The sequence below is a fragment of the Natronosporangium hydrolyticum genome, assembly GCF_016925615.1.
In the GTDB taxonomy this organism is placed as follows: domain Bacteria; phylum Actinomycetota; class Actinomycetes; order Mycobacteriales; family Micromonosporaceae; genus Natronosporangium; species Natronosporangium hydrolyticum.
The window spans coordinates 3,006,181-3,019,635 of sequence record NZ_CP070499.1 but is presented as its reverse complement, the minus strand read 5'-3'; the positions used below and the strand labels follow the sequence as shown (position 1 = coordinate 3,019,635).

Here is a 13,455-nt window from a genome sequence, read left to right as displayed (position 1 = left end):
CGAATCCGGGCTCGGATTCGTGGGGGAGCGGGAGGATTCTCCCGCTCCTTCGGGCTACTGTCTCTACATGGACCGTCGCATTTTCGGGCTGGAAACCGAGTATGGGGTCACCTGCACCTACCGCGGCCAGCGGCGGCTGAGCCCGGACGAGGTGGCGCGCTATCTGTTCCGTCGGGTGGTCTCCTGGGGCCGTTCGAGCAACGTGTTTCTGCGTAACGGTGCCCGGCTGTACCTGGATGTCGGGTCCCACCCGGAGTATGCGACGCCCGAGTGTGACTCGGTGCCGGACCTGGTCGCGCATGACCGGGCCGGCGAGCGGATCCTCGAAGGGCTGCTGATCGACGCGGAGAAGCGGTTGCACGACGAGGGCATCGCCGGCGAGATCTACCTGTTCAAGAACAACACCGACTCGGCCGGCAACTCTTACGGCTGCCACGAAAACTACCTCGTTTCTCGGCACGGAGAGTTCGGTCGGCTGGCCGACGTGCTGATTCCGTTTCTGGTGACCCGCCAGCTGATCTGTGGCGCCGGCAAGGTGTTGCAGACCCCGCGCGGCGCCGTCTACTGCCTGTCGCAGCGGGCCGAGCACATCTGGGAGGGGGTCTCCTCGGCGACCACCCGGAGCCGCCCGATCATCAACACCCGCGACGAGCCCCACGCCGACGCCGAGCGGTATCGGCGGCTGCACGTGATCGTCGGCGATTCGAACATGAACGAGGTCACCACCCTGCTTAAGGTCGGCTCGGCTGACCTGGTGCTCCGGATGATCGAGACCGGGGTGGTGATGAAGGACCTGTCGCTGGAGAACCCGATCCGTGCCATCCGTGAGGTCTCCCACGATGTCACCGGCCGGCGGAAGGTTCGGCTCGCCAACGGCAAGGAGGCGAGCGCGCTGGAGATCCAACAGGAGTATTACTCCAAGGCGGTGGAGTTCGTCGAGCGGCGCGGCGGCGACCAGCTCACCAAGCGGGTGGTGGAGCTGTGGGGGCGGGTCCTGGAGGCGGTGGAGACCGGGCAGTTGGATCCGGTCGCCAGAGAGGTCGACTGGGTCACCAAGCTCCGCCTGCTCGAGTCGTACCAGCGGCGTCATGATCTACCGCTGGCGCATCCGCGGGTGGCGCAGCTGGACTTGGCCTACCACGATCTCCGTCGGGGCCGAGGGCTGTTCGGGTTGTTGGAGCGGCGGGGCGACGTCGACCGGGTGGTCGGCGACCTGGAGATCTTCGAGGCCAAGGAGACGCCGCCGCAGACCACCCGGGCGCGGCTGCGGGGCGAGTTCATTCGGCATGCCCAGGAGAAGCGGCGCGATTTCACCGTCGACTGGGTGCATCTGAAGTTGAACGACCAGGCGCAGCGCACCGTCTTGTGCAAGGACCCGTTCCGTTCCCACGACGAGCGGGTGGAGCGGCTGATCGCCAGCATGTGAGCGGGTTTTCCGCCGGTTTTCCGCGCCGATCATGAGCTAGATGACCGACACGCCCGGCGTGTCGGTCATCTAGCTCATGATCGGCCGAAGATCGGCGGGCCGTGCTCACGACCGGTGGATCTTGCCGGCGGCGTGGCGGCCGGCGGCGGCCGCCGCGAGGAAGTACGGCTCGTCCTCGGCCAGGCCGCGGCCCATGCTCGACAGCGTCGCGGGGCTGGCGCGCAGCGCCGCGAGCAGTCCCTCGGTGGGCACGGTGACCAGCCGGTGCCGGTCGGCCAATGGCTTCAGCGCGGTCGCGACAGCGCTGGCGAACTCCGGCGCCAGCCCGGCCGGTATCGCCAGGTCGGCACGGGCGAGCGCGACCCGGCCATAGGCGGTGAGGCTGTGGTGGGAGACGCCCCGATGCCGGGGCCGCGGGTCGGCGCCGGAGAGCCGCAGCGCCCCGATCGGCGCCCCGCCCAGCGCCGCCGCCGCGTTCACCGCTTCCCCCGTAGCGACCCCGGAGAACCCCCAGCGGGTGCCGGTGCCGAGGTTTCCCGGCCCTTGGCTGACGATCGCCACGTCGGCGCCCAGGACGTGCCGGGCGCCGAGCAGACCGGTGTGCAGGCTGGCCGCCTCCAGGTCGCCGCCGAAGGCCTGGCCGACGGTGACCACGCCAGCGAGTGCGTCGGCGAGCACGTCCAGCGTGCGGGAGAACCAGGCGGGCAGCGCCCCGCCGTCACTCATCAGGTAGGCGACCTTCGCGGTCGGGTCGTCGGCGTGGATTCCGGCCAGCACGGCGGGCAGGGCCGAGTGCAGATCAGCGGTGACGACCGGCAGACCGGCCAGATCGTCGGCGTCGGCGAGCGTCTGGTGATGGGGGGAGTCGGGTTCGTCGACTCCGCCGACGATCGCCTGCAGTGGGGTGTAGCGGGCCTTGACCAGGTGCCCGTAGCCCTGCGGGAGCGGCTCGTCCGGCGGTAGCCGTTCCGGGATCGCCACCACCAGTGCGTAGCCCCCGGTGCCGAGCCCGAGCGCCAGCGCGCCGGTGTTGAGTAGCACCCGGTCGCCCGGCTGGGGGTCGCCGACCAACGACGGGTACGCCAGGGCGCGTACCTGCGGCGGGTCGGTCTGGTCCCGCGCGGTCAGCGTTACCGTCACCTCTTGCGCGCCCCGCCAGGACCGACCGCGGTCCACGACCAGGCCGGCGCGCCATCGCACCCCACTCATCGCCGGTGACGGTAGTCCGCGTGCCGACACGCACATACGTACGGATGGTGCTAGCGTCTTGGGAGTGTCTCGCGCGCGTACTGAACGGCTGGTCAACCTGGTGATCTGCCTGCTTTCGACGCGGCGGTTTCTGACCGCGGCGCAGATCGCCGCTACCGTCGCCGGCTATGAGCACGACCGGACCGACCCCCGCGAGCACGAGGCGTTCCAGCGCAAGTTCGAGCGGGACAAAGCCGAGCTGCGGGCGCTGGGGGTGCCGCTGGAGACCGGGACCGACAGCGTCTTCGACAGCGAACCCGGTTATCGGATCGCCCGGCGGGAGTACGCGCTGCCGGACATCCCGTTGGCGCCCGACGAGGCGGCGGCGGTGGGGGTGGCGTCCCGGCTGTGGCAGCACGCCGGGTTGGCGGCGGCGGCGTCGTCCGGGCTGACCAAGCTGCGCGCCGCCGGGGTCGAGCTCGATCCGGAGGCGACCAGTCTCGGGGTGGAGCCGGTGGTGACGGTGGACCCGGCCTTCGCGCCGCTGGTCTCCGCCGCCCGGGAGCGACGGTTGGTGACCTTCGACTACCGGGTGCCGGAGCGGGATTCGCCGGACCGGCGGCGGCTGCACCCGTGGGGGGTGGTGTGCCTGCGGGGGCGGTGGTATGTGGTGGGTTACGACCTCGACCGGGAGGCGCCCCGGTGTTTCCGGCTGTCGCGGCTGGTCGGCGCGGTCCGGGCGAGTGGCCGACCCGACGCGTACCAGGTGCCGGCGGGGGTCGATCTGCTCAGCTACGTCGCCCGGGACCGGGAGCCGGCGCCCCGGCACGGCCGCGCGACGCTGCTGCTACGCCCCGGCCGGGCCGATGGGCTGCGGCGGTGGGCGGAGTCGGTAACCTCGGGCGCCACCGGCGATCTGGCGGTGGTGCCTTACCACAGCCCGGACGGCTTCGCCGCCTGGCTGGTCGGGTACGGCGCTGACGTGCGGGTGCTGGAGCCTCCGGAGGTCCGGGACGCGGTGATCAGTCGGTTGAAGGAGATCGCGAACCAGCCGGCCGGCCCGCCGCGGGCGGCCTCGGCGGAGGTCACCCGGTGAGCGGCCGGCCGACGGGCCGGGCCGCCGCCGGATGGCTCACCCGGCTGCTGAATCTCGTGCCGTATCTACAGGCCAGACCGGGGATTCCGATCGCCGAAGCGGCCGCCGACCTCGGAGTGACGCCGCAGCAGCTGCGGGACGATCTGGAGCTGCTGTGGGTGTGTGGGCTGCCCGGCTACGGCCCGGGGGATCTGATCGACATGGTCTTCGACGGGGACCGGGTCAGCATCACCTACGACGCCGGCATGGACCGGCCGCTTCGGTTGACGCCGGACGAGGCGGTGGCGTTGCTGGTGGCGTTGCGCATGCTGGCGGAGACGCCCGGGGTGGCCGACCGCGGGCCGATCGACCGGGCGCTGGCGAAGATCGAGGCCGTGGTCGGGGAGGCCCCGCCGGTGGCGGTGGCGCAGCTGGAACGCACCGAAGCGCTGGAGCGGGTGCGGGACGCGGTCGGCCAGGGCAACGCTCTGGAGATCACGTACTACTCGGCGACCAGCGATCGCACGACCGTTCGGGTGGTGGATCCGGTACGGGTGATGGTGGTCGGCCGGTTCGGCTATCTGGAGGCGTGGTGCCGCCGGGCCGGCGAGGTGCGCCGGTTCCGGGTGGACCGGATCGACGAGTTGCGGGTGCTGGACGAGCCGGCGGCGCCGCCGGCCGCCGCCGGCCCGTTGCCCGCCCGGGTGTTTCAGCCGACGGCGCAGTCGCCGCTGGTGACGCTGCGGGTGGGCCGGTCGGCCCGGTGGATCGCCGAGTATTACCCCTGCGAGACGGTCGATGATTCGGCGGAGGAGTGGTTGATCTCGCTGCGCGCCAGTGATCTGGACTGGGCCCGGCGGCTGGTGCTGCGGCTCGGGCCGGAGGTGACGGTGGTCGCCCCCGGCGCGCTGGCCCAGGCGGTGCGGGACGAAGCCACCGCGGCGCTGGAGGCGTACGCCACTCCCACCGGCCTGGCCACGCGGGTCGGGCATGCGGGATAGGCTCCGGTGATGATCTGGGGGTTGGTGGCGCTGTTGGTGGTCGGCCCGTTGCTGGTGTTGGCTGCGGTGGCGGGGCAGCTGCGGAGCCGGCAGGAGACCCTGCAGCGGCAGTTGGCGGCGGCGGCCGCGCAGCAGACGGCGCAGCGGGCGGCCCTGCAGCCCGGGCAGCAGCGGCTGCAGGGGGAGCTGGCGGCGCTCCAGCGGCGTGCGGAGTTGGGGCGGCGGCGCTCGGTCGCGCTGCGCCAGCGAATGGCCCAGCTGCGCCCGTAGGCCGGAGCTGGGTTGCGGGCCGGGCGGCGATTGAGTTTCCGGGTGGCCGTGGGCTATGGCGTTGGCGCCGGGGGACGTACCATGGGGGCGTTACCGTGACCAACAGATTCGGCGGGAGCACCTATGGGACCGCTTAGGCCGTGGCACATCCTCATCCTGGTGGCTGTGCTGATCCTGCTGTTCGGCGCAAAGCGCCTGCCCGGCGCGGCGCGTTCGCTGGGCCGGTCGATGCGCATCATCAAGGCTGAGACCCGAGGGTTGGTCGACGAGCCGGAGCCAGACGATCTCGACGAGAAGGCCGAGACGCCGTCCAGCCGGCGACCGCTGGGCAAAGAGCAGAAGAGCGAGGCGCAGAGCGGCGAGGTGCTCGATCCGCCCGCTGAACGCGTGCGCGACAACTGAGCGGCCGGTCGTGGGCCGTGGCCGCGTACACCAGCACTGAACAAGGGTGGGGCCGGTGAAGCTGCTGCCCTGGCGTCGGGGGCCTAGCCGGTTCCGGCGCGCCTCGGAAGGCTCGATGAGCCTGATCGAGCATCTGCTGGAGTTGCGGAGCCGGCTGTTCAAGGCCACCCTGGCGATCGCCATCGGCATGGTGATCGGGTTCGTGATTTCGCAGCAGGTCTACGACATCCTGGAGCGTCCGTACTGCAGCCTGGATCTGGCGGAGTGGGACGGCACCTGCCCGGGGTTGCAGCAGCTGGACGCGCTCGCCGCCTTCATGCTGCGGCTGAAGCTGGCCTTGTGGGTGGGGCTGATCCTCGCCGCGCCGATCTGGTTCTACCAGCTGTGGGCGTTCATCGCCCCCGGCCTGCACCGCCACGAGCGGAAGTGGGCCTACATCTTCGCGTCGATCGCGGTGCCGCTCTTCGTTGCCGGGGCGGTGCTCGCCTACGTGGTGATCGAGCGGGGCCTGCGGTTCCTGATGACCCAGGGGATCCGGGGCCTGGACATCCAGCTTGAGGTGACCGGTTACATCTCCTTCATCACCACCGTGATGCTGGTCTTCGCGGTCGGGTTCGAGCTGCCACTGCTGATTCTGATGCTCAACTTCGCCGGTATCGTCAGCGCCAAGAAGCTGCTGAGCTGGTGGCGGGTGGCGGTCTTCGCGTGCTTCGTCTTCGCGTCGTTCGCCACGCCGGACCCCGGTCCGTTCGGGATGCTGCTGCTGGCGACGATCCTGTCGGCGATGTATTTCATGGCGGTGGGAGTGGCGTTCCTGAACGATCGACGCAAGGCCAAGCGGCAGGATCCCCTCGACGACCTGGCCGACGACGAGATCTCCGCGATCGCCGAGGAGCTTGAGCCGGTGACCGCCGGGGAGTCGATCGACGCCGACATCGAAGCGGATCTCGAGGCGGAGCCGCGGGGTCGGGCGGGTGGAGCCGGCGGCTCCGACCACGGATCCGGGCCGAGCCGGCGACGTTACGACGACCTGATCTGACCCCGCCGGCCGGCGCGCCGGTTTCTGCTTCATGCGGTACGGTCCTTCGCGTGGAGATCGACCCGCGGGCCGGTCGGGTCGCGGTGTTGACCAACCCGACGGCGGGCAGGCGTCGGCACCGGCGGCTGGTCCCGCAGCTGCTGGAGCGCATCGCCGCCGCTGGCGAGCTGGACGTTCTGCGTACCACCAGTGCGGCGGAGGCGACCGCAGCCTGCCGCGAGGTGGTGGCGGCGGGGGCCACGACGCTGGTGGTGGTTGGTGGAGACGGCACCCTGCACGCGGCGATTCAGGCGGTGGCGGGATCCCAGACCGCACTGGCGGTGGTGCCGGCCGGCACCGGCAATGACTTCGCGGCTGCCCTGGGGGTGCCGGCCGATCCGATGCGCGCCGCCGATTCGGTGGCGGCGGCGCTGCGCAGCGGCGGCACCCGGCAGGTCGACCTGGCCCGGGTCACCAATGGCGACGGTGCGGTCCGGTGGTATGGGGCGGTGCTGGCGGCCGGGTTCGACGCGATAGTGAACGAGCGGGCGAATCGGATCCGCTGGCCGCGCGGCGACCGGCGGTACGACGTGGCGATCTTCCTGGAGCTGGTTCGGCTGCGACCCCGCCGGTATCGGCTGGTGCTCGACGGTGAGCCGTTGGAGGTCTCGGCGGTGCTGGTCGCGCTCGGGAATACTGCCTCTTATGGGGGAGGTATCCGGATTTGTCCGACTGCTGACCCTGCCGACGGTAAGCTCGACGTCGTGATCGGGCGGACCATGGGCCGGTTCACGCTTACCCGGTTGCGCCCGCTGGCGTACCGGGGCACCCATCTGGCGCACCCATTGGTGGACAGCTACCGGGCCACCACTGTGGAGATCTCGGCCGCGGGCGTGGTCAGCTACGCCGACGGCGAGCGCTGCCTACCGTTGCCGGTGACCGTCACCGCGGTGCCTGGTGCGCTACGGGTGTTGGGCGCCTGAACCCGAGCCGGCGTTTCGGCCGCGCCGACGATCGGCGGGCGCGCTGCTGGTCCGCCCGGAGGACGTTCCGTTAGGGAGTGTGGGATGCGACGAGTGTTCGCGGTGGCCGGGGCCGCCGCTGTCCTGGTGGCGATAGCCGGCTGCGGCAACGGCGGTGACGCCGGTGAGGCTGAACCTCCGGCGCCGGATCCGGACTCGGTCGCCGCCCCAGACGGGGTCGCAGACCCGGGCGATGGGCCGATGAGCACGGAACAATTCTGTCAGCACGTGTTGCCCGACCAGTTGGCGTCGCTGAACCAGGGAGCCACGGTGTCGCTCAACGAGTTGGCCGACGCGGTGGCCGCCGCCGACGACGCGCAACAGACCGCTGCGCTCGACGACTTCCAGGCGCAGGGGGGAGCGCTCGGGGACGGGTTCCGGGACGCCGCCGAGGCGGCGACCGATCCGGAGCTGGTGACGGCGCTGACCCGGACCGCGGGCGCGGTCGATGACTTCGTGGTCGAGGTCGTCGAGTTGGCGGAGGACGGCGAGGCCCTCACTGACCTGGACTCGATGGAACTCGCCAGCTCAGAGGAGCTGCTGGAGGCCTCGACGGAGATGGCCGCCTTCTGCGAGCAGTGATGAAGAGCCGGGGCGGCGAACCGCCGCCCCGGCTCTCGGCTTACTTCGAGGTTTCCTGGGACTTTCCTTCGATCACCGCAGCGGGCCGCTCGCCCCCCTTGATGGAGATCTTGCGGGGCGGCTCGACCGGCCGAGTGACGTTGTGTACCCGAACCCGCAACAGCCCCTGGTCGGCCTCGGCCTCGACCTGGTCGGCGGTGACGCCCTCGGGTAGTTGGAAGGTGCGCCGGAAGGCGCCGTAGCGCAGCTCCCGCACCAACACCTTGCCGCGGTTCTGTTCGGTGCGGTCGTGCCGCTCGCCGCTGATGCTCAGCCGCCCGTCGGCGACCTCGATCTCTACCTCGCTCGGGTCGACCCCGGGCAGCTCCAGCGTGATCACCACGTCGCCGCCGTCGGTGGCCATCTCCACCGGCGGGACGTACTGGTAGCTCGCCGAGCCGAAGGTACGGCGGACCAGCTCGTCGAACTCGTCGTCCATGCGAGCCAGGGCGGTGAATGGATCCCAGCGCATGATCGCCATGGTGCTCAACCTCCTATTCTCGACTCGATTGGCACTCTCGTTACTGGAGTGCTAATCCATTCAGCATGACGCGTGGGCGGTCGCCGATATTCCGGGCAAGCTGTGATGTAGGCCACACTCAATCGCCCCGGTCGTGCGGTTCCACCGGCCGGCCGGCAACCGCCCGGCCGGCGACCTTTAGCCTGGGGGTATGACCAGTCCCGCCGAGCGGTACGCCGCCGCCCGCCGGCGGGCGGCCTACCCGGAGTTCACCGAGTTCGCCGCCGGACTCGACTTCGCGGTCGACGACTTCCAGCGCGACGCCTGCGAGGCGGTGGAGCGCGGTAACGGGGTGCTGGTGTGCGCGCCGACCGGCGCGGGTAAGACCGTGGTCGGCGAGTTCGCTGTCCACTCGGCGCTGCGCAGCGGCACCGGCAAGTGCTTCTATACCACCCCGATCAAAGCGCTCTCCAACCAGAAGTACCACGACCTGGTACGCCGGCACGGCGCCGACAAGGTCGGCCTGCTCACCGGGGACAACTCGATCAACGGCGACGCCCCGGTGGTGGTGATGACCACCGAGGTCCTGCGGAACATGCTCTACGCCGGCTCCAGCACGCTGGCCGGGCTCGCCTACGTGGTGATGGACGAGGTCCATTACCTCGCCGACCGGTTCCGGGGGGCGGTCTGGGAAGAGGTAATCATCCATCTGCCGCCGAGCGTGGCGCTGATCTCGCTGTCGGCGACCGTCTCCAACGCCGAGGAGTTCGCGGACTGGCTGGTGACCGTGCGCGGCGAGACCGAGGTGGTGGTCAGCGAAGTCCGGCCGGTGCCGCTGTGGCAGCACATGATGGTGGGCAAGCGCATGTTCGACCTGTTCCACGACCGGGACGCCGCCCGGACCCAGGAGGTCAATCCGGAGCTGCTGCGCCACACCCGGGAGCTGGTGCGCCGGATCGGGATCGACGGCGGCGACCGGGGCGGTCCCCGGGGCCGCGACGGTGCCCGGGGCCGCGGGCGGGGCAGCGGCCGCCGCGGACTCCGGGGCGGCACCCGGTTGGCGCCCTACCGGTTCGACGTGCTGGAGCGCCTCGACCGGGAAGGGCTGCTGCCGGCGATCGTCTTCATCTTCAGCCGCGCCGGCTGCGACGCCGCCGTCCAGCAGTGCCTGCACGCCGGGCTGCGGCTGACCACCCCGGAGGAGCAGGCCACCATCCGGCAGATCGCCGAGGACCGGATGGCGGAGATCCCAGCCGAGGATCTGAACGTCCTGGGCTATTGGGAGTGGCTCGACGGGCTGGAGCGGGGGCTCGCCGCCCACCACGCCGGTGCGTTGCCGGCGTTCAAGGAGGTGGTCGAAGAGCTATTTGTGCGCGGGTTGGTCAAGGCGGTCTTCGCCACCGAGACGTTGGCGCTGGGCATCAACATGCCGGCCCGGTGCGTGGTGCTCGAGCGCTTGGTCAAGTTCGACGGGGAGGCGCACGTCGACCTCACCCCCGGCGAGTACACCCAGCTCACTGGCCGGGCGGGCCGCCGCGGGATCGACGTGGAGGGTCATGCGGTGGTGATCTGGTCACCGGAGGTGGACCCGCGGCAGGTCGCCGGCCTCGCCTCCACTCGCACCTATCCACTGCGTTCCAGCTTCCGGCCGTCGTACAACATGGCGGTCAACCTGGTCGGCACGTTGGGCTCCGAGCGCGCACGCGGGTTGCTGGAGTCATCGTTCGCGCAGTTCCAGGCCGACCGGGCAGTGGTGGGGATCGCCCGGCAGGTTCAGCGCAACACCGACGCCATCGCCGCGATCGGCCCGGAGATCCGGTGCGAGCTGGGCGACTTCGACGAGTACTTCTCGATCCGGCAGGCCCTCACCGAGCAGGAGCGGGCGCTGTCGCGGCAGCGCGCCGCCGACCGCCGTGCCCAAGCCGTCGATTCGCTGGCGCGGCTGCGGGTCGGGGATGTGATCCGGGTCCCCTCGGGACGGCGGGCCGGGCTGGCGGTGGTGCTCGACCCGGACACCGGCGGCTTCGGCGAGCCTAAGCCGTTGCTGTTGACCGAGCAGCGCTGGGCTGGGCGGGTGCCGGCCAGTGATTTCGTCTCCCCGGTGCAAGCGTTGGCGAAGGTGCGGGTGCCGCGGAACTTCAACCATCGCAGCCCGCAGGCGCGGCGTGACCTGGCCGCCAGCTTGCGGGTCGTGCAGGCTCCGTCGGTGGAGCGGCGACGGACCCGACGGCGCGGCGGCGTCGATGCCGAGGGCGACGACGCGGCGGCGCTCGACCGCCTCGAACAGCTCCGGGTGCAGCTGCGCCAGCACCCGTGCCACGGCTGCGACGACCGGGAAGAACACGCCCGGGCGGCGGAGCGGCGGGCGCGGCTGGAGCGGGACACCGAGCACCTGCGGACTCGGGCCAGCAGCCGCACCGGCTCGTTGGCCCGCACGTTTGATCGGGTCACGACGTTGCTCGCGGGCCGCGGATACCTCACTGACCGGGGGGAGCTCACCGACCCGGGTCGACTGCTGGCCCGGATCTGGACCGAGTCCGATCTGCTGGTGGCCGAGTGTCTGCGGCGCGGGGTGTGGGACGGGCTGGACCCGGCGCAGCTGGCGGCGGCGGTCTCGGTGGTGGTTTACGAGGCGCGCCGCGAGACCGAGGATCCCGCCGCGACCCCGCGCGGCCCGGTCGCTGACGCGATCACCGAGACCCGCAAGCTCTGGAGCGAGCTCGCCGCCGACGAGTCCGATCGGGGCCTGTCGCTGACCCGGGAGCCGGACGCTGGCTTCGTCTGGCCGATCTACCGGTGGACCAACGGCGAACCGCTGGAGCGGGTGCTGCAGAGCGCTGGCGGCCCGGATGGCGAACTGCCCGCGGGCGACTTCGTCCGGTGGGCGCGGCAGGTGGTCGATCTGCTTGGCCAGATTATTGAGGCGGACGGGGTGCCAGCTGGCGTGCGGCGAGCCGGCCGGCGGGCGATGGACCAGATCCACCGGGGAGTGCTGGCGCGCAACCTGGTCCGCTGACTCGTACTGGTCACCCTGACCGTCCGGCCTAACGACTATGGCCGAGCATCTGAGCTGCGGTTTGTTGTCTGGTCGGTAACCTGCGGGCGGGGAGGGGGACGTAATGACCGAAGTTGACCATTTTAGTTATGGCCTGATTACACCCGTGCTGGCCTACACGCTCTCGGTAATGGGGTCACTACTCGGGCTCATCTGCACCGTAAAGGCCCGCGGCGCAACGAGTAACCGGCGCCGAGTCTGGTTCCTTTTGCTCGCCGCGTGGGCGATCGGCGGCACCGGGATCTGGGTCATGCACTTCATCGCCATGCTGGGCTACGGCATCGAAAGCGGGGAGATCCGCTACGACGTGCCGATCACCACCGCGAGCGCGGTGTTGGCGGTCGCCGCGGTTGCGGTCGGGCTGTGCCTGGTCGGGCTGGGGCGCCCGAACACCGCGAAGATACTTGCGGGTGGTGTCTTCACCGGGCTCGGGGTCGCGGGCATGCACTACACCGGGGTCGCCGCGATGCGGCTGGACGGGTCCATCAACTTTGACCAGGTGTTGGTGGTCGCGTCGATCGCAATCGCGGTGGTGGCCGCGACCGTGGCGCTGTGGTTCACGGTGACCGTGCAACGACCGCTGGCGCTGGTGGGGTCGGCCTTGGTGATGGGCATCGCGGTCAGCGGGATGCACTACACCGGCATGCACGCCATGCACATCCACCCACACGGCAGTGATGGCCCGTTGAGCGGAGCACCGGTCTTCGCGTTGCTGTTGCCGATCGTCGTCCTGGTGGTGCTTGCGGTGATCGGGTTGATCTACGCGGTGCTGGCCGCGCCGACCCCCGAAGACGCCGAAGGAGCGGCCTACCTCGCCACCCGTCGCAGCCTCCCGGAGCCGACCCGGCCGGTGCCGCCGCTGGCCGAGCAGCGGCGGATGCCGGACGGGACGTTCGCCGACGGCAACCGGCCGGCGCCGTCGGCGACGCTCAGCGGCGAGCCGACGCCGACGACTCGTCGTCAGTCGATCCCGCGGACGAACCGGCGAGAGCATTGACCAACCGGTCGCACGCCCCGGCCAGGTTCCACTGCTGGGCCAGCGCCAGCAGCTGGTCGGGGTGGGCCGGCCGCCGAGGTGTGACCGGGTCGAGTTCGGGCAGCGGGACGTCCCGGACTACCCGCACCACCCGGGGCGCTACCGCGAGATAGTCGCTGGCTGCCTGCAGCTTCGCCCGTACGCCGGGGGCGAAGCCGCTGGCCGGATCCGACACCGCCCGCTCGATCCCGGCCAGGTCGTGGTACCTGTCGAGCAGCCGGGCGGCGGTCTTGTCACCGATGCCGGGCACCCCAGGTAGCCCGTCGCTCGGGTCCCCCCGCAGCACCGCGAAGTCGACATAGGCGGTGGCCGCTACGCCGTACCGGGCCTTGAGCTGCGTCTCGTCGAAGACCTCCAGCTTGGCCACTCCACGCCCGCAGTAGAGCAGCCGGACCCCGGCCGCGTCGTCGATGAGCTGGAAGAGATCCCGGTCGCCGGAGGCCACCTCAACCGGGCCGGGCTGGGTGCTGGCGAGCGTGCCGAGCACATCGTCGGCCTCGTAATCCGTTGCTCCGACGACCGGGATGCCGATCGCGTCGAGCACCGCCACCAGGATGGGAACCTGCGGGAGCAGCAGGTCCGGCACCTGCTCGGCGCCCGGGTCGCCGCTGGCGGCCAGTCGGTGGGTCTTATACGAGGGCAGCAGCGCCACCCGCCAGGCCGGCCGCCAATCAGCATCCAGCGCGCACACGATCCGTCCGGGGCCGCGGCTGCGCACCAGCGTCGCGAGCATGTCCAGGAAGCCGCGAACCGCGTTTACCGGGGTGCCGTCGGGGGCGGTGGCGGCGCTGGTAGGGATGCCGTGAAAGGCCCGGAAATACAGGCTTGGCGCGTCCACCGCCAGTAGTGGTGTCTTCACCAGCATAGCCTGACACACACGC

General features: G+C 70.9%; 13 protein-coding genes. 10 read left to right on the top strand and 3 right to left on the bottom strand.

The genetic code is table 11. The annotated features are described in order from the left end of the window. The first annotated feature begins 67 nt into the window (after positions 1-67). The gene (gene pafA, locus JQS43_RS13395) at positions 68-1,426 is read left to right on the top strand and encodes a Pup--protein ligase (protein WP_239674726.1); all 1,359 of its coding nucleotides are present in this window, start codon (positions 68-70) and stop codon (positions 1,424-1,426) included. Positions 1,427-1,531: 105 nt separating this feature from the next. Here the strand turns inward: pafA and JQS43_RS13390 are convergent, their stop codons facing one another. After that, positions 1,532-2,635, bottom strand: coding sequence for a DUF3866 family protein (locus JQS43_RS13390; RefSeq protein WP_239674725.1), 1,104 nt, complete (start codon positions 2,633-2,635; stop codon positions 1,532-1,534). Between the two features lie 64 nt (positions 2,636-2,699). Here JQS43_RS13390 and JQS43_RS13385 point away from each other — a divergent pair, with 64 nt between their 5' ends. From JQS43_RS13385 to JQS43_RS13355, 7 genes are all read left to right on the top strand, one after another. Then, complete coding sequence (locus JQS43_RS13385) at positions 2,700-3,710, top strand: helix-turn-helix transcriptional regulator (RefSeq protein ID WP_239674724.1); 1,011 nt, start codon at positions 2,700-2,702, stop codon at positions 3,708-3,710. Beyond that, positions 3,707-4,690, top strand: a complete 984-nt coding sequence (locus tag JQS43_RS13380; RefSeq protein ID WP_239674723.1) for a helix-turn-helix transcriptional regulator — start codon at positions 3,707-3,709, stop codon at positions 4,688-4,690. The genes JQS43_RS13385 and JQS43_RS13380 overlap by 4 nt, the downstream gene beginning before the upstream one ends. A 9-nt stretch (positions 4,691-4,699) precedes the next feature. Then, positions 4,700-4,960 (top strand): hypothetical protein, encoded by a 261-nt coding sequence (locus JQS43_RS13375; RefSeq protein WP_239674722.1) that lies wholly within the window; start codon positions 4,700-4,702, stop codon positions 4,958-4,960. Positions 4,961-5,083: 123 nt separating this feature from the next. Beyond that, positions 5,084-5,362: a Sec-independent protein translocase subunit TatA gene (gene tatA / locus JQS43_RS13370; RefSeq protein WP_275580890.1), complete on the top strand. Its 279-nt coding sequence runs from the start codon at positions 5,084-5,086 to the stop codon at positions 5,360-5,362. A gap of 115 nt (positions 5,363-5,477) precedes the next feature. Then, the gene (gene tatC / locus JQS43_RS13365; protein WP_338037183.1) at positions 5,478-6,401 is read left to right on the top strand and encodes a twin-arginine translocase subunit TatC; all 924 of its coding nucleotides are present in this window, start codon (positions 5,478-5,480) and stop codon (positions 6,399-6,401) included. A gap of 50 nt (positions 6,402-6,451) precedes the next feature. After that, positions 6,452-7,363: a diacylglycerol kinase family protein gene (locus JQS43_RS13360; RefSeq protein ID WP_239674720.1), complete on the top strand. Its 912-nt coding sequence runs from the start codon at positions 6,452-6,454 to the stop codon at positions 7,361-7,363. A gap of 84 nt (positions 7,364-7,447) precedes the next feature. After that, positions 7,448-7,984 carry a hypothetical protein gene (locus tag JQS43_RS13355; RefSeq protein WP_239674719.1) on the top strand — a complete coding sequence of 179 codons (537 nt, stop codon included), beginning with the start codon at positions 7,448-7,450 and terminating at the stop codon, positions 7,982-7,984. 40 nt (positions 7,985-8,024) lie between these two features. Here JQS43_RS13355 and JQS43_RS13350 read toward each other — a convergent pair whose 3' ends face one another. Further along, positions 8,025-8,495 carry an Hsp20/alpha crystallin family protein gene (locus JQS43_RS13350; protein ID WP_239674718.1) on the bottom strand — a complete coding sequence of 157 codons (471 nt, stop codon included), beginning with the start codon at positions 8,493-8,495 and terminating at the stop codon, positions 8,025-8,027. A gap of 199 nt (positions 8,496-8,694) precedes the next feature. On the opposite strand from JQS43_RS13350, the gene JQS43_RS13345 reads away from it, so the two are divergent. Both JQS43_RS13345 and JQS43_RS13340 read left to right on the top strand, forming a co-directional pair. Continuing rightward, positions 8,695-11,499, top strand: a complete 2,805-nt coding sequence (locus JQS43_RS13345) for a DEAD/DEAH box helicase (RefSeq protein ID WP_239674717.1) — start codon at positions 8,695-8,697, stop codon at positions 11,497-11,499. Positions 11,500-11,602: 103 nt separating this feature from the next. Next, positions 11,603-12,535, top strand: a complete 933-nt coding sequence (locus JQS43_RS13340) for an MHYT domain-containing protein (protein WP_239674716.1) — start codon at positions 11,603-11,605, stop codon at positions 12,533-12,535. Here JQS43_RS13340 and JQS43_RS13335 read toward each other — a convergent pair. Next, positions 12,468-13,439: a 5'-3' exonuclease gene (locus JQS43_RS13335; RefSeq protein WP_239674715.1), complete on the bottom strand. Its 972-nt coding sequence runs from the start codon at positions 13,437-13,439 to the stop codon at positions 12,468-12,470. The genes JQS43_RS13340 and JQS43_RS13335 overlap by 68 nt on opposite strands. Positions 13,440-13,455 lie beyond the last annotated feature (16 nt).

Excerpts from the sequence above, each read along its gene's own strand:
- JQS43_RS13355 (WP_239674719.1), top strand. The coding sequence starts at position 7,448 with ATGCGACGAGTGTTCGCGGTGGCCGGGGCCGCCGCTGTCCTGGTGGCG.
- JQS43_RS13340 (WP_239674716.1), top strand. The coding sequence starts at position 11,603 with ATGACCGAAGTTGACCATTTTAGTTATGGCCTGATTACACCCGTGCTG.
- pafA (WP_239674726.1), top strand. The coding sequence starts at position 68 with ATGGACCGTCGCATTTTCGGGCTGGAAACCGAGTATGGGGTCACCTGC.
- JQS43_RS13335 (WP_239674715.1), bottom strand. The coding sequence starts at position 13,439 with ATGCTGGTGAAGACACCACTACTGGCGGTGGACGCGCCAAGCCTGTAT.
- tatC (WP_338037183.1), top strand. The coding sequence starts at position 5,478 with ATGAGCCTGATCGAGCATCTGCTGGAGTTGCGGAGCCGGCTGTTCAAG.
- JQS43_RS13390 (WP_239674725.1), bottom strand. The coding sequence starts at position 2,635 with ATGAGTGGGGTGCGATGGCGCGCCGGCCTGGTCGTGGACCGCGGTCGG.
- tatA (WP_275580890.1), top strand. The coding sequence starts at position 5,084 with ATGGGACCGCTTAGGCCGTGGCACATCCTCATCCTGGTGGCTGTGCTG.
- JQS43_RS13345 (WP_239674717.1), top strand. The coding sequence starts at position 8,695 with ATGACCAGTCCCGCCGAGCGGTACGCCGCCGCCCGCCGGCGGGCGGCC.
- JQS43_RS13375 (WP_239674722.1), top strand. The coding sequence starts at position 4,700 with ATGATCTGGGGGTTGGTGGCGCTGTTGGTGGTCGGCCCGTTGCTGGTG.
- JQS43_RS13350 (WP_239674718.1), bottom strand. The coding sequence starts at position 8,495 with ATGCGCTGGGATCCATTCACCGCCCTGGCTCGCATGGACGACGAGTTC.